At 71.5% G+C, this 14472-nt stretch carries 18 protein-coding genes; 12 read left to right on the top strand and 6 right to left on the bottom strand.

Annotated features, from left to right (window positions below):
* Nucleotides 1-19 precede the first annotated feature (19 nt).
* The 6 genes from GCN81_RS12665 (at nucleotide 20) to GCN81_RS12640 (ending at nucleotide 4577) form a co-directional block, all read left to right on the top strand.
* Complete coding sequence (locus GCN81_RS12665) at nucleotides 20-343, top strand: 2Fe-2S iron-sulfur cluster-binding protein (RefSeq protein ID WP_156724661.1); 324 nt, start codon at nucleotides 20-22, stop codon at nucleotides 341-343.
* Entirely contained in the window at nucleotides 343-1653 is a 1311-nt protein-coding gene (locus tag GCN81_RS12660) for an NAD(P)/FAD-dependent oxidoreductase (protein WP_156724660.1), read from the top strand. The genes GCN81_RS12665 and GCN81_RS12660 overlap by 1 nt, the downstream gene beginning before the upstream one ends.
* On the top strand, nucleotides 1637-2200 hold the full coding sequence (locus GCN81_RS12655; RefSeq protein WP_156724659.1) for a hypothetical protein: 564 nt from the start codon (nucleotides 1637-1639) through the stop codon (nucleotides 2198-2200). The genes GCN81_RS12660 and GCN81_RS12655 overlap by 17 nt, the downstream gene beginning before the upstream one ends.
* A 24-nt stretch (nucleotides 2201-2224) precedes the next feature.
* A complete protein-coding gene (locus GCN81_RS12650) occupies nucleotides 2225-2767 on the top strand; it encodes a hypothetical protein (protein ID WP_156724658.1) in 543 nt (180 codons plus the stop codon).
* Nucleotides 2768-2850: 83 nt separating this feature from the next.
* Nucleotides 2851-3624 carry a VOC family protein gene (locus GCN81_RS12645; protein ID WP_156724657.1) on the top strand — a complete coding sequence of 258 codons (774 nt, stop codon included), beginning with the start codon at nucleotides 2851-2853 and terminating at the stop codon, nucleotides 3622-3624.
* A 143-nt stretch (nucleotides 3625-3767) separates the two neighbouring features.
* Nucleotides 3768-4577: an FHA domain-containing protein gene (locus tag GCN81_RS12640; protein ID WP_197287596.1), complete on the top strand. Its 810-nt coding sequence runs from the start codon at nucleotides 3768-3770 to the stop codon at nucleotides 4575-4577.
* Between the two features lie 38 nt (nucleotides 4578-4615).
* Here the strand turns inward: GCN81_RS12640 and GCN81_RS12635 are convergent, their stop codons facing one another.
* The 3 genes from GCN81_RS12635 to GCN81_RS31830 all read right to left on the bottom strand — a co-directional run bounded on the left by GCN81_RS12635 (nucleotide 4616) and on the right by GCN81_RS31830 (nucleotide 7753).
* Nucleotides 4616-5833 (bottom strand): cytochrome P450, encoded by a 1218-nt coding sequence (locus GCN81_RS12635; protein WP_156724656.1) that lies wholly within the window; start codon nucleotides 5831-5833, stop codon nucleotides 4616-4618.
* Nucleotides 5834-5969: 136 nt separating this feature from the next.
* A complete protein-coding gene (locus GCN81_RS12630; protein WP_156724655.1) occupies nucleotides 5970-7085 on the bottom strand; it encodes an acyl-CoA dehydrogenase family protein in 1116 nt (371 codons plus the stop codon).
* Nucleotides 7086-7285: 200 nt separating this feature from the next.
* The gene (locus tag GCN81_RS31830; RefSeq protein ID WP_197287594.1) at nucleotides 7286-7753 is read right to left on the bottom strand and encodes an SRPBCC domain-containing protein; all 468 of its coding nucleotides are present in this window, start codon (nucleotides 7751-7753) and stop codon (nucleotides 7286-7288) included.
* A gap of 208 nt (nucleotides 7754-7961) precedes the next feature.
* On the opposite strand from GCN81_RS31830, the gene fabG reads away from it, so the two are divergent.
* From fabG to GCN81_RS12605, 4 genes are read left to right on the top strand one after another with little or no spacing between them, the layout of a single operon-like run.
* Nucleotides 7962-8747, top strand: a complete 786-nt coding sequence (gene fabG, locus GCN81_RS12620; protein ID WP_156724653.1) for a 3-oxoacyl-ACP reductase FabG — start codon at nucleotides 7962-7964, stop codon at nucleotides 8745-8747.
* Nucleotides 8748-8778: 31 nt separating this feature from the next.
* Nucleotides 8779-9318, top strand: a complete 540-nt coding sequence (locus GCN81_RS12615; protein ID WP_156724652.1) for a flavin reductase family protein — start codon at nucleotides 8779-8781, stop codon at nucleotides 9316-9318.
* Nucleotides 9315-10265, top strand: coding sequence for an MBL fold metallo-hydrolase (locus GCN81_RS12610; RefSeq protein WP_231626675.1), 951 nt, complete (start codon nucleotides 9315-9317; stop codon nucleotides 10263-10265). Before GCN81_RS12615 ends, GCN81_RS12610 begins: the two co-directional genes overlap by 4 nt.
* A 49-nt stretch (nucleotides 10266-10314) precedes the next feature.
* The gene (locus GCN81_RS12605) at nucleotides 10315-10473 is read left to right on the top strand and encodes a hypothetical protein (RefSeq protein ID WP_156724651.1); all 159 of its coding nucleotides are present in this window, start codon (nucleotides 10315-10317) and stop codon (nucleotides 10471-10473) included.
* Nucleotides 10474-10542: 69 nt separating this feature from the next.
* On the opposite strand, the gene GCN81_RS12600 is transcribed toward GCN81_RS12605, so the two are convergent.
* Both GCN81_RS12600 and mgtE read right to left on the bottom strand, forming a co-directional pair.
* On the bottom strand, nucleotides 10543-11013 hold the full coding sequence (locus GCN81_RS12600; RefSeq protein ID WP_231626673.1) for a nuclear transport factor 2 family protein: 471 nt from the start codon (nucleotides 11011-11013) through the stop codon (nucleotides 10543-10545).
* Nucleotides 11014-11088: 75 nt separating this feature from the next.
* On the bottom strand, nucleotides 11089-12453 hold the full coding sequence (gene mgtE / locus GCN81_RS12595) for a magnesium transporter (RefSeq protein ID WP_156724650.1): 1365 nt from the start codon (nucleotides 12451-12453) through the stop codon (nucleotides 11089-11091).
* Nucleotides 12454-12603: 150 nt separating this feature from the next.
* Here mgtE and GCN81_RS12590 point away from each other — a divergent pair, with 150 nt between their 5' ends.
* Both GCN81_RS12590 and GCN81_RS12585 read left to right on the top strand, forming a co-directional pair.
* Entirely contained in the window at nucleotides 12604-13293 is a 690-nt protein-coding gene (locus GCN81_RS12590) for a hypothetical protein (RefSeq protein ID WP_156724649.1), read from the top strand.
* Nucleotides 13294-13346: 53 nt separating this feature from the next.
* Nucleotides 13347-14018 (top strand): class F sortase, encoded by a 672-nt coding sequence (locus GCN81_RS12585; RefSeq protein ID WP_156724648.1) that lies wholly within the window; start codon nucleotides 13347-13349, stop codon nucleotides 14016-14018.
* Here GCN81_RS12585 and GCN81_RS12580 read toward each other — a convergent pair.
* Entirely contained in the window at nucleotides 14008-14454 is a 447-nt protein-coding gene (locus GCN81_RS12580; protein ID WP_156724647.1) for a GNAT family N-acetyltransferase, read from the bottom strand. The genes GCN81_RS12585 and GCN81_RS12580 overlap by 11 nt on opposite strands.
* Nucleotides 14455-14472 lie beyond the last annotated feature (18 nt).

Below are 14472 nucleotides of genomic sequence, written 5' to 3'. Positions count from 1 at the left end.
ACAGCCACGAGGGAGCGCCATGGCGAAGATCACCTACAAGCACCCCGGCGGGACCGTCACCGTCGTCGACCTCGACGCGCCCAACACGGTCATGCGTGGCGCGAAGCTCAACAACATCGACGGTATCGAGGCCCAGTGCGGCGGCTCCGCCCAGTGCGGAACGTGCCATGTGTTCATCGACCAGGACAACACGCTGCCGCTGCCGGAGATGGACTCGGTCGAGGACGACGTGCTGTACGGCACGGCCGTCCCGCGCTGCGACACCAGCCGCCTGAGCTGCCAGCTGCCGGTCACCGACGCGCTCGACGGCCTGGTGGTCCACCTTCCGGAGGCGCAGAGCTGATGACCTCACCCCGAGTTGTCGTCGTCGGCGCGGGCCAGGGCGGCCTGGAGACCGCGGCCGCGCTGCGCGGCCGTGGTTTCTCCGGCCGGATCACGCTGGTCGGCGACGAGTGCGTACTCCCCTACCAGCGGCCGCCGTTGTCGAAGGGCTTCCTCACCGGAGCCACCGGAGCCACCGACCCGGCCGACCTGGAGCTGCGGCCCGCGTCCTTCTTCGCCACCCAGGGCATCGATCTGGTGCCGGGCGACCGGGCGGAGCGCATCGACCGCGAGTGCCGGGTCCTGCACCTGGAGTCCGGGGCCGCGCTGCCCTACGACCACCTGGTCCTGGCGACCGGCGCACGGCCCAGGCCGCTGCCGGTCCCCGGCGCCGGGCTGTCCGGCGTACTGGCGCTGCGCGGCCTGCGGGACGCCCACACGCTGCGGCGGGAGCTGTCCGGGCCCGCCCGCCATCTCGTCGTGGTCGGCGCGGGCTTCATCGGGCTCGAACTGGCCGCGACCGCCCGTACCTTGGGCCACGAGGTCACGGTCGTGGAGGCGCAGTCACGGGCGCTGGCCCGTGCGCTCACCCCGGAGATGTCGGCCTGGCTCACCGACGAGCACCGCCGCCAGGGGGTCAGGCTGCTGCTGAGCCGCGAGGTGGCGGCCCTGCACGGAGACCCCTCGGGCCAGGTGGAGATCATGGAGCTGGACGGCGGGGAGCGCATCCCGGCCGAGCTCGTCGTGGTCGGCATCGGCGTACTGCCGCACACCGAACTGGCGGCGGAGGCGGATCTGGTCGTGGGCGACGGCATCGTGGTCGACGAACGGCTGCGCACCAGCGACCCGGCCATCCACGCGGTGGGCGACTGCGCCCGCTTCCCGCGCCCGGGTGCCCGCGGCCATACCCGTATCGAGTCCGTCCAGAACGCCTCCGACCAGGCCCGGTGTGTGGCGGCTGACATCTGCGGCGAGGGCGCTCCGTACACCGCGGTCCCGTGGTTCTGGTCCGAGCAGTACGCGGTGCGGCTCCAGATCGCCGGGCTGACCGCTGGCCACGACGAGGTGGTGCTGGCCGGTGACCCGGGTGAGGCCCGCTTCTCGGTGTTCTGCTTCCAGGCCGGGCGACTGGTGGGCGTGGAGTCCGTAAACCGGCCCGCCGACCACGGCATCGCCCGGCGGCTGCTCGCCGGTGGCACGGACCTGTCCCCCGAGGAGGTCGGAGCCCCGGGCTTCGACCTCAAGCAGTACCAGCGCGCCCCCGCCCCCGCCCCTGCCCCTGCCCCCGTGACCGCTCCCAGAGAGAGGCCCGTCCATGTCGCCCACGCCTGAGGCGCGAACCGCCACCGCGCGCCGCCGCCCACGCCGCTCCCTGACCCTGCGCGTACTGGGCGTCTGGCTGCTCCTGGTCGCGACCGTGCTCGGCACGGGAACGGCCGCGTCATCGACCATGCCATCCGACACGTCATCGACCGCCGACCGTGCCGCGACCGCCACCGCGCGGCCGTCACTGGCCGGTACCTGGGACCTCACGGTCGTCATCCACACCCCCGACGGCGGCATCGACGTCGCCACGCCCCGCTTCATCTTCCACCCGGACCACACGCTGAGCGCCGCGGCCTCGGACGAACCCGGCAACCCCGTGGACGAGACCACCGGGTTCTGGAAGGAGAAGCGGAACGGCACCTTCTCGTTCTATGTGATGCATCCGGGCGGCGACGACGGCCCGTACGCCGAAACCGTCCAGGCCGTCCACCTGGGACGAGTCACCAGGAGCGGCTTCGCCACCAGCGCCCACGCGTTCGTCACCCCGGAGAACGGCGGCGCGCCGCTGGGCCCGATCACCGTGCGCAGTGTGGCCGAGCGGGTTCGTCCGTAACAGACCAGAGAGAAAGGCCTGTTCATGCCTGAGGCGAGGACCTTCGCCGTACGCCGCCGCCCGCGCACCCTCACCCTGCGTCTGCTCGGTGTCTGGCTCTTCCTGATTGCCACGGTACTCGGCACGGGAACAGCGGCGTCTTCGACCGCCCAGAACACCGCGCCCAGCCATTCCTCGCTGGGCGGAACCTGGGATCTCACGGTCACCGTCACCACGTCCGACGGTGACACCTCCAGCACCACCCCGCGCTTCGTCTTCCACCCGGACCACCAGCTCACCGCCACGGGCCCACTGGGTGAGGACGGTGAGCCGGAGTACCGGGGAACCGGGTTCTGGAAGGAGATGGGGAACGGCACCTTCTCCTTCTATGTGACGCATCCGGGCCGCGAGGACGGCGCCTACCTCGGCACGGTCCAAGCCATCCACATGGGCCGGATCACCGGCAGCGGTTTCGCCACTTTCGCTACCACCGCGCATGCCTTCGTCACTCTGGAAGAGGGCGGCGTGCCGCAGGGTCCCATCAGCGTGCGCAGCGTGGCCAGGAGGGTGTCCACCGGTACCCGATAGGGACCTGACTCGTCCACGGCTCAAGTGCGGACCACTAGCGTCCGGCTCACGGGGAGCTGTGTCAGAGACGAGAGAGGCAGGACATGACCGAGTTCGAAGCGGGAGCCCCTTGCTGGGTGGAACTGTCCGTTCCCGACCTGGAGGCCGGAAAGCACTTCTACGGAGCCCTGTTCGGCTGGAGTTTCGAAGGGGGAACCGAGGACTACGGCTTCTACACGGACGTGCGGAAGGACGGCAAGAGCGTCGGCGGCCTACTCCCTGGCCAGACCGGCGCCTCCGCCGCCTGGACCCTGTACCTGGCCACCGCGGACGCGGAGGAGCTGGCCAGCCGGATCGGTGCCGCGGGCGGCAAGGTCGACGCGGGCCCGACGAAGGTCGGCGACGTGGGGTACCAGCTGCTCGCCACCGACCCCGGGGGCGCCGCGTTCGGCGCCTGGCAGGCGGGCACGCGCGGCGGGTTCGAGATCCAGGGGCAGCCGGGTTCGTTCTTCTGGCCCGAGATCTACACCCGGGACAAGGAGTCCGTCGACCCCTTCTACGAGGCCGTGTTCGGCTACGCGGGCCAGCAGGTCTCCGAGGAGCCGTTCGACTTCAAGCTGTGGTCCCTGCCGGACAAGCCGTACCCCTGCGCGGCCCGGCTGCAGATGGGCGAGGGCATGCCCGCCGATATCCCGGCGCACGCGCTCGTCTACTTCTCGGTGTCCGACACCGACGCGGCCGTCGAGAAGGTCAGGGAGCTGGGCGGCAGCGTCAGCCGTGAGCCGTCCGACAGCCCCTTCGGCCGCTCCGCGCTGGTCAGCGACCAGCAGGGCGCGCGCTTCGCGCTGATGGGCCCGGTCGCCAACAGCACCGACTGACCCTTGGGTTGAACCGGACAACCGGAGAACCGACAACAGCCGGGCAGACAGACGCCGGGCGGGCTGATTTCCGCCCGCCCGGCGTTTGAGCTGCACGATCCCCGCCTACCATGACCGTACGGTGCGGAAGGGGAGCTACCCAGGTGGTCAACATCATTGTCGTGCCCATGGCGGGCGCCCAGCCCAGCGAGCAGATCCGGCTGGAGCCAGGGGACGTACTCCGCTTCGGCCGTGCCCTGCCCGCCGAGAAGGGCGCCCGGCAGCTGAGCATCCCGCACCACGGTGTGTCCCGTAAGGCCGGAAGCATCACGGCCGCCGAGACCTTCTGGACGCTCAGCAACTTCAGCCGTACCGCCACCTACGTCGTGGAGAACCCGGAGGGCGCGGGCGAGCACATGAAGGTCGCGCCGGGGCGGCTTGGCGCGCCCGTGCCGTTCGAGTTCTCCCGCGTCGTCCTGCCCGCCGCCGACGAATTCCTCAGCTTCGACGTATGGGCGCCACGGCACGAGTACCTGGATCACGACGCGGCCGCCGCCGAGGCCGCCGCAGCCGCCGCGGCCGCCGAGCAAGCCAGCGGCCAGAAGCCCGCCGCCGCTTCGGCCTCGGCCCCCGCCTACCCGTCGACCGTCCTGGGCTTCCCCCTCGACCACAGCAAGCGGTACTTCATGGTGCTCGCGGCCCTCTGCGAGCCCCGCCTGCGCGGCGTCCCGCACGCGCCCGTCCCCACGGCCGACCAGGTCGTCCAGCGGCTGCGCCCGGTGTGGCCCGACGTGTCCCGTACGGCCGTGAACTGGAGCATCGACTACCTGGCGGTGAAACTGCGGCTCAAGCCCGGGCCGGACGAGGAAGAGACGGGGCCGCGGCTGCACGGGAAGAAGGAGGTGCTGGTCTCGCTGGCCTTGCGCTTCAACCTGGTCCGCGAGGACGACCTGGACGTGCTGGGGCGGGGGTAGGCCACCGGCCTACCCCCGCTGCCCTCGGGCGCGGCCCGCTAGCCCCACGTCACCTGGAGCGAGGTGAGGGTGTGGTTGATCTCGCCGTCGTGCCAGGGGAGGTCGTCCTCCGCCACGGCCAGGCGCAGGTCGGGGAAGCGGCGCAGCAGTCCGTCCAGGGCTATCTCCATCTCCATGCGGCCCAGGTGCTTGCCGAGGCAGTAGTGGACGCCGTGCCCGAAGGAGATGTGCGGGTTGTGGGTACGGGCCAGGTCGAGCTGGTCGGGGTTGGTGAAGACGTCCCCGTCCCGGTTGGCCGACGCCAGCGCCAGCAGGACCGCGTCGCCCTTGGGGATGACCACCCCGCCCACCTCGATGTCCTCGGCGGCGATCCGCGGGAACCCGGAGGTGTCGGTGGCGAAGAGGTTGACGTGCCGCAGCAGTTCCTCCACGGCGACCGGTATCCGGGACCGGTCCTCGACCAGCCACTGCCACTGGTCGTGGTGGTCGGCCAGCAGGGCGAGTACGGAGTTGGCGAGCTGGTTGGCGGTGGTGTCGAAGCCCGCGCCGATCAGGGTGAACCCGAACGTCACCAGCTCCTGTTCGCTGAGCCGGTCGTCGTTGTCGCGGGCCGCGATCAGCTCGGAGAGCATGTCGTCGGTGGGGTTCTCGCGCTTGTCGGCGATCAGCCCGACGATGTACTCGCTCAGCTTCGCCAGACCGTTCAGGGACTCCTCGCCGCCCGCCCGGTCGTCGACCGTGGCGAAGGCCCGCGCCCACTTCTCGAAGTCCCGCAGGTCCTGCGGCGGTACGCCGAGGAGCTCGCCGATGACCGTCAGCGGCAGCGGCACGGTGAGCTGCTGCACCAGGTCGATCGGTCCGCCCTTGGCCAGCATGTCGTCCAGCAGCTCGTCGCACACCTTCTGAACGTCGTCCCGCATCCGCTCCACGCGGCGCATCGTGAAGGCACCGGCCACCAGCTTGCGGAGCCTGGAGTGCTCGGGCGAGTCGAGGGAGATGATCATTTCCGGCGTGGTGTGCATGGTGCCGCCGACCCGGGGCGCGCCGTCGCCGCAGGCCTGGGCCCGGCTGAGCCGGTTGTCGGCGGACAGCTCACGCACGTCCTCGTACCGGGTCACCAGCCAGGCGTCGACGCCGCCCGCGGTACGGACCTTGACCACGGGTTGCTCCGCTCGCAGCCGCGCGTACCGCGCGGCGGGCCCGCGGTACGTCGACCCGGGGAAGGGATACACATCCGTTTCCTGAGGGGCAGACAAGATGACACCTCCACAATTCGCCGTTCACCATTCGCCATTGCCATGCACCATTGCCATGCGCCATGTGCCGCTACCGGCCGCTTCACGGTAGGCACGGGCGATGGAGACCGGGTCGCCCGCTCCTTGAGGCTGACCGCTACTTCTCGGGGCCTAGCAGGACCGCGGAGTAGTTCTTGCGTGCCGCCGTGTCGTACTGGAGCGCGACGTGGCTGGTGGCGGAGGTGACGTCGCGCCAGAAGCGCTGGAGCGGGTGCGACTCGCCGAGGCCGCCGGTGCCCGCGCCCTTGATCAGCAGGTTGACGGCCTCTTGCAGGATCTCCGCCGCGTAGGTGGCGTTGCGTTCGTTGCGCGCCATCAGTTCGGGGGTGAACTGGCGGCCGTCGATCACCTCGGCGTTCTGCTCGACGAGGTGCCGGGCGGCGTCGATCCGGCCCGACGCGCGGACCAGCTTGATCTCGTTGGACGGGACGCGGCGCCGCCCGGTGACCGTCTCGCCGCACGCCTCCAGCGCGCCATACGCGGCCCCGACCACCGGCGCGATGAAGGTGAGCCCGCCCACGGCCTGGAAGGGCACCCGGTGGGAGGGGACCTGGGAGGTGGCGTGGTGGCCCCGCAGCATGTCCGTACGGTCGAAGGAGAGATGCTCGGGTACGAGGACGTCGCCGACCTCGACGGTGTGGCTGCCGGTCGCCCGCATGCCGACGCTGTCCCAGGTCTGGCGCACCGTGACGCTGTCCAGGGGCAGCGCGAAGAAGCGCAGCCGCGGCGGGCCTTCGGTGCCCGCCAGCGCGGCGCAGAGCAGCACCCAGTCCGCGAAGTCGATACCGCTGACGTAGCTCCACTGGCCGCTGAGCTGCCAGCCGCCGTCCACGGCGCGGGCCTGCCCGGCGGGCATCAGCCCGGTGGCCACCACCGTGTCCGGGCTCTCGCCCCAGATCGCGCGGTGCCCCTCGTCGGGCAGGTGGCAGGCGAAGCGCGCCGAGTACGCGGCCAGCGAGGCGCACCAGGCGGTGGCCGCGCAGCCCTGGCCGACTGTGATCACCGCTCGGGTGAGCTCGCCGAAGGAGCCCTCGGCGCCGCCCCAGCGGGAGGCGACGAAGTGCCGGGCGAAGCCCGCCTCCTGGATCGCCTCGGTGACCTCGCGGGCCAGCTTGCGGTCGCTGTCCGCCGCGGCCGCGTGCTGGGCCGCGAGGATACGTACCTTCTCGGCGGCCGCGGCGAGGCCGGTGTCGGGGGCGGTGTCGGCAGGCATCGTCGTGACCTCCAGTGGTGACGGACCCGGACCTTACGGTCGGTCCACCGAGGGTGCGGGTACCGCCTCGAAGGCGGCTTGCCCACGGCTGGACCGGCCGGGGCGGGCGCGGGCCAGCCTGGGGCCGGACGCGGCGGGGCCCCCGGCGCCGTACTCGCCGGGGGCCCGTCTGGCCGCGTGCTTCCGCATGCCTCAGAAGATCAGAAGAGCTGGGCGAAGCGCTCCAGGGTTTCGCCGGGTGACGGTCCGTCCAGCGCCTTGAAGATGTTGATCGCGCCCTCACCGTGCTGGTGCAGCTTGACGTGGGCGAGCGTCACCTTCGTGTGGCCCTCGTCGACGGGCTCGAAGTCGACCTCGATCTCGCTGGCCCCCTCGTCGGTGGGGATGGACTGCCAGTACGGGTTGATCCGCCAGGTCATGGCGACGCGGCGGCCCGGCTCCCACTCAAGGACGCGGCCCCAGGCGATCTCCGTACCGTCCACGTCCCACTCGTAGTAGCGCCCGTCCACCCCGGGCTCGAACGCCAGCCCGGCCCGCTCCTTCTTGACCAGCACATGCGTGGCTGGCCACCAGTCCTTGGGCCGCTCGGTGAAGACCTTGAAGGCCTCGTCCGGTGTGGCCGCCACGGTCACCGACTTGCGGACGTCCGGAATCGTCTGCTCGGACACGAGCCCTCCTCGTTCGCTTGCGCACGGCTCTCGGCGCGCTTCGGCAGGGTGCCCCACCCTGGCCCGTCGCCCTAGGCCTCCCGTCGAGCGGCGCTCGACCCAGGCAGACTCCGCCGGGAATCGAGGGATTTCCAAGGTGTCCGGCTCACGGTCCTCGTGAAGCGGGCACGACGCATCATCACGAGGACCAACGCGAGGGGATGTCACGATGACAGACACGGGACGACGGGTCGCCTTCGTCACGGGCGCGACCAGCGGAATCGGCCTGGCCGTCACCGAGTCGCTGGCCCGGCGGGGCGACGCGGTCTTCGGTGTGGCGCGCGGCGACGACGCCGTCCGTACGATGGTCAAGCGGCTGCGTGAAGAGGGCCTTGAGGTCTCCGGGGCGGTGTGCGACGTCACCTCCGTCGAGCAGATCCGGGCCGCGGTCGAGGAGGCCGTACAGACTTACGGGCGGATCGACATCCTGGTCAACAACGCGGGCCGCGGTGGCGGCGGGGTGACGGCCGAGATCGAGGACGCGCTCTGGGACGACGTGATCGAGACCAACCTGAACGGCACCTTCCGCGTCACCCGCGAGGTGCTGAGCACCGGCCGGATGCGGGACGGCGACTGGGGCCGCATCATCAACATCGCCTCCACCGGCGGCAAGCAGGGCGTGGAACTGGCCGCCCCGTACTCCGCCTCCAAGAGCGGCGTGGTCGGCTTCACCAAGGCGGTCGGCAAGGAGTTGGCCCCCACCGGCATCACGGTCAACGCCGTCTGCCCGGGCTATGTGGAGACCCCGATGGCCCAGCGCGTACGCCAGGGCTACGCCGGTCACTACGGCGTCAGCGAGCAGGAGATGCAGGAGAAGTTCAACGCCAAGATCCCGCTCGGGCGTTACTCCACGCCCGAAGAGGTCGCCGGCCTGGTCGGCTATCTCGCCTCCGACACCGCCGCGTCGATCACCGCACAGGCGCTCAACGTCTGCGGCGGACTCGGAAACTACTGAGGTCGGCCTCTACTGAGACGGAGTACACCAGATGACACCCGTAACCGGAGCCGTGCTCGCCGGGCCCGACGTCGCCGCCTTCCGCGGCGCGATGGGCCGCTTCCCGACCGGTGTCACGCTGCTCACCCAGGGCAGCGGCGACGACACGATCGTCATGACCCTCAACTCCCTGACCTCGGTCTCCCTGGACCCGGTACTGATCCTGGTGTCGGTGAAGGCGGACGGGCGGATGCGCCCGCGCGTCGCCCAGAGCGGCACCTACGCGGTGAACGTGCTGCGCGAGGAACAGCGGCCGCTGGCCCAGGAGTTCTGCCGCCCGAACCGTCTGGAGGGCGAGGCCGCGATGGCGCGGCTCGGCGCGGTGGAGGGGGTCACCGGCAGTGCGGTGATCCCGTCGGCCGAGGCGTACTTCGAGTGCACCCTGGAGGCGACGTACGAGGCCGGTGACCACGCGCTGCTGATCGGCCGGGTGGTCGCCTTCAGCGGTGGGAGCGGCGCTTCGGACCCGCTGGTCTTCCACCAGGGCCGGTTCACCAGCCTGCCCGCTGTCGCCGAGGCGGCGGCCGCATGACGCTCGACTCGGCTCAGTCCATGTCCGTGTCCATGTCCACCGTCGCACCGCATGGCTCACTGACGGAACTCGCCGACGGTGTGCACGCGTTCGTCCAGCCGGACGGCGGCTGGTGCCTGAACAACGCGGGGCTGATCGTCGGCGCCGACCGTACGGTCCTGGTGGACACCGCGGCCACCGAGGCCCGCGCCCGGCGGCTGCGGGACGAGGTGGAGCGCGTCGTGCCCGGCGGCCCCGACTTCGTCGTCAACACCCACTTCCACGGCGATCACACCCTGGGCAACGGGCAGTTCGCGCCCAAGGCCGTGGTCGTCGCCCACGAGGGCACCCGCGCCGACTCAGAGGAGGCCGGGCTCGGGGTGTGTGACATCTGGCCGGAGGTGCGGTGGGGCGAGACCCCGCTGATGCTGCCCGACCTGACCTTCGAGGGCTCGATGACGCTGCGCGCGGGCGGGCTGCGGGTCGAGCTGATCGACGTCGGGCCCGCGCACACCGCGCACGACGTGGTCGCCTGGGTGCCGGAGCGCTCGGTGCTGTTCACCGGGGACGTGGTGTGGTCCGGGGTCACGCCGTTCGTGCTGTTCGGCACCATCACGGGCTCACTGCGGGCGCTGGACGAGCTACGTGCCCTGGGCGCCCGCACGGTGGTCCCGGGGCACGGCCCGGTCGGCGGGACCGAGCTGCTCGACGCCACCGGGGCGTACCTCCGCTGGCTTCAGCGGATCGCGGAGGACGGCGTACGGGAGGGGCTGACCCCGCTCGCGGCGGCGTCCCGCGCTGACCTCGGCGCGTTCGCTCCGCTGGTCGACTCCGAGCGCCTGGCGGCCAATCTGCACCGGGCCTACGCGGAACTGGACGGCCTGCCGCCCGGCGCCCCGATCGACGTGCCCACCGCCTTCGGGGACATGGTCGCGTACCACGGCAGGCCGCCCGCCTGCCATGCCTGACAGACCAGACAGACAGACCAGACAGACCTTCGACGTAAGGACCACTCACATGACCGCGACAGCACTGGCCGAGCGCGAACCCGGCCGAAACTTCAAGCAGTTGACCGAGGACCTGGACCGACTGGACTCCGACCCGCCGCACTGGCTGCTGGCCGGTGAGACGGACAGCGGCGCCGCGGAGTCGCACATCTGCCGGGGGATCGACTGACGCACCACATACGGAAGGGGCCCCGATACCGGGGCCCCTTCCGTATGTCTGGGATCAGTACGTCTGGGATCAGAAGGAAAGTTCGGGAGCGGGCGGCGCGACCGGGGTGTCCTTGGTGATCACCCGGGACCGGGTGATCAGTCGGCCGTCCTGACGGATCAGCACGTCCGCCACGGTGAACGTCGGCTGGAAGCTGACCTTGCCCTCACGGTCGGTCTGGGTAACCAGCGTGTAGTACGAGGTGTACAGCGTGTCCGGGTCATCCGCGTCGGGCTCGATCAGCAGATGGTCGAACCAGTGCCGTACGGCGATGTCCTGGTAGCGGGGCAGCGCGGCCCGCATCCCGGCCACCATCTCGGCCCGCCCACGCTGCCGCTGCCCGCCCGCGTGCACCACTTCGCCGTCTTCGGTGAACGTCTGCGCGAACCCCTCGATGTCCAGTGCGTCCACGCGCCGCATCTGCCACGCGTAGAACGTCTGCACCTCGGCGTAGAGGTCTCCTGTGACCTGCTTGTACGTTGCCTGGACCGCCTGAGTCACGGCAGCTCCCTTCCGGTGGCGTAAGGACCGCCGCTCAGGCTCCCCGTACCCGCTCAAGGCGCGCTGGAGCCCGCGTCAGACACCCAGTACGGCCTTGGCCGTGACGAAGTAGATGATCAGGCCGGTCGCGTCGACCAGCGTGGTGACCATCGGCGCCGACACCACGGCCGGGTCGATCCGCAGCCGCTTCGCCAGCAGCGGCATGGTGCCCCCGATGGTCGCCGCCCAGCCGCAGATCAGCACCAGGGTGATCCCGACGACCAGGGCGATCTTGGCGCTGGCGAAGACCGTACCCACGGCCAGACCGAGTACCGCGAGCAGCCCGCCCAGCACCAGACCGACCCGGCACTCACGCGCGATCACCTTCAGCAGGTCCGAGCCGCGCACCTCGCCGACGGCCAGGGCGCGGACGCAGGCGGTGGCGGCCTGCGCGCCCGCGTTGCCCCCGGCCCCGATGAGCAGCGGGATGAACATGGCGAGCTGGGTGACCTGCTCCAAGGTCCCCTCGAACGCCTGGGTCACGCTGACCGTCAGCGTCGCGGCGACCAGGAGCAGGCTCAGCCACAGCGCCCGGACGCGGGCGAGCTGCCACACCGACGCGGCCATGTAGTGGCCCGACCAGGGCGCGGCACCGGCCTGCCGGGCCACGTCCTCGGTGTCGGCGGCCTCGATGACCTCCACCGCGTCGTCGATGGTGAGCAGGCCCACCAGCCGGTTCTCGCTGTCGACGACCGGCAGGTTGAGGTCGTTGGTCTCGCGCATCAGCCGGGCCGCGTCCTCGGCCGATTCGGTGGCCCGCGCGGACATCGGCTCGGTGACGACCAGCTCGGAGACCATCGCGTCGGGCGGGCTGAGCACCAGCTCCCGCAGCTCCACGACGCCGGTCAGCCGCTTGCCCTGGTCGACCACGGGGAGGGTGTAGACGGTCTCCGCGTGCGCGCCCTTGGCCCGTACGGTCGCCAGCGCCTCCTCGACCGTGAAGTCCTGGGACAGCGCCACGAACTCGGGGGTCATATAGCGGCCGACCGAGCCCTCGGGGTAGCCGAGCAGCGCGGAGGTCATCCGGCGTTCGTGCGCGCTCAGCCCCGCGAGGACCCGCTTGGCGACCTTGGCGGGCGCCTCGCGCAGCATCCGGGCCCGGTCGTCGGGGTCCATCGCCTCGACGAGTTCCAGGAACGAGTGGTCGCGCAGGCCCTCCAGGATCTGCTGCTGGTCGACCGGCTCCAGCTCCTCGAAGACGTCCAGCGCGCGGTCCTTGTCGAGCAGCCGGAAGGCGATACCCGCGTTCATCGCGTCCATCCGCGCCAGCTCGTCGGCGATGACGTGCGGCGGAGTCACCTCAAGCCATTCCAGGGCGGCGTGCACCTGGTGGCTCTCCACCATTTTCCGCAGCGGCTCGGGGGGCTCGAAGCGGGTGTCGGGTGGGGGCGGCTGCGGCATGGACACCACCGTATACGGGGCCATCCGGCTGATCCCGTCACCCACACAGGGCGGGGGGAGCGCCCTGCGCATGCGGGATGTGGCCGGAGCGCCTTGGCTCAAGGGAGACGGACAGGTTCAGGTCAGGGCACGGTTGTGGAGGGCAGGCTTATGCGCACCACCCGGACATCCCGGCCGCTTCGGCGCTTCGGTCCTGCCGTCGCGGTCGGCGTCGGCGCGGTGGCGGTGGGGGTGCCGCTCGCGCTGTTCGCGGTTCTGGGCAGCGGGTTCGGGTCGGATTCCGGGTCCGGGTCTGGTGCGCGGCCTGCCGGCGGGGCCGGGGATGGTGCGGGGGTCAGTGTCACGGCGGACGGTTCCGTGGTCCGGGTCAGCACCGGCTCCTGCCCGGACGGCGGGCGGGCCGCGCTGCTGAGCCCGGGGCGCGGCAGCTTCGCGCAGGGCAGGCAGGCGGAGCTCACGGGGAGCGGCGGAACGCTGCGCGCGTCCTGGCCAGACGTCGCTCCGGGTACGTACACGGTGGCGGTGGTCTGCTCGGGCGGGCAGTCGGCGGGGGCGCAGCGGGTCACGGTGACGGGCACGCCAAGCCCCACGCGTACGCCGCCCCCCACTCCCACCGCGTCCCCCACGTCTCCCACGTCCGTGCCGACCACCGCCCCGACCACCGACCCGAGCGGCAAGGTCAGGGCCGGGTTCGGCGGCGGGCCGGTCACCGAACCCGGCCCTGACCCCCAGAAGCAGATCGCCGGGGGCGCGGCGCTCGCGGTGACAGCCGGGATCGGCGGTGCCTGGCTGATCCGCCGCCGAAACCGCCGAACCCGCCGGGCCATCTACCCGCACTGACCCGACCCGACCTGAACTCACCTGACCTCACACGTATGTACGGAGGTGAGCGCATGCGCTCCTCGTACCGGGGACCCCGGACCAAGGCCCCGCTGGCCGGGCTGACCTCGCTGGCCGTGCTGGTCGGCGGCTGGCTGATGGCCGAAGGGGTCAGGGCCCAGGAGCGGTCACCGCATCTGCCCGCCGCCGCTGAGCGGCGGGCCCCGGTGCCCGGCGACTCCGCCATGGCCGTCGACGGTTCGTCGGACGCCCCCCTCGCGCTGCCGCCCGCGCGCCCGCTGAGCATGCGGATTCCGGCCATCGCGGTCGACACCTCGCTGATGGACCTGGGGCTCCAGCCGGACGGCACCCTCGCCGCCCCACCGGACAGCGCGGCCGAGCTGGCGGGCTGGTACCAGGACGGCACCACGCCAGGGTCCGTCGGTACCGCACTGACCGTCGGCCATCTCGACTCCGCCACCGGGCCCGCCGTCTTCCACCAGCTCGGCTCGCTGCGCCGGGGCCACACCATCGAGGTGGAGCGCGCCGACGGGCGTACCGCCGTGTTCACCGTCGACGCCGTCGAACTGCACGAAGGCGACGCCTTCCCCGACGAGGCGGTGTACGGCCAGGCGGACCGCCCCGAGCTGCGGGTCATCACCTGCGGCGGCGAGTACGCGGGAGCGGAGACGGGCTACGAGGGCAACACCGTCGTCTACGCACACCTCACCCACGTCAAGACGTGAACGCGCCGTGCGGAAACTCCCAGAGCACCATGGCGAACGCCGCGTCATCCTTGCCGCCCGCCGAGCGGTAGGTAGCCAGCGCCGCCTCGTTGTCCGGCTCGACGCCGACCCACATGTCGTAGCAGCCCCGCTCGCGGGCGAGGCCCTCCAGGGTGGCGACGAGGGCGCGGCCGATGCCACGGCGACGGAAGGCCTCGTCCACGCCGAGCTCGTACAGGCACATCTCGGTGCCCTTGTCGGGGTGGACGAGTTCGATCCCGCTGACGAAGCCGACCGGAGTCGCACCCTCCCCATCCCCCTCGCCGTCGTAGGCGAGGAGGAGGTGGTGTCCTGCCGCGTCCAGGAAGCGCTGGGCCCACTCGGGGCGTACCGGGGTGTCGAAGAGGTGGGTGGCCGCGAGCAGTTCGTCGGTGGTCTGTGCGCGTCGGATCTCCATGGCCGTGTTCGTACCACG

It is taken from the genome of Streptomyces apocyni, from assembly GCF_009739465.1.
GTDB classification, from domain to species: Bacteria; Actinomycetota; Actinomycetes; order Streptomycetales; family Streptomycetaceae; genus Streptomyces; species Streptomyces apocyni.
Note: the sequence above shows the minus strand (reverse complement) of the source record. Positions and strands in the feature narration are given on the sequence as shown.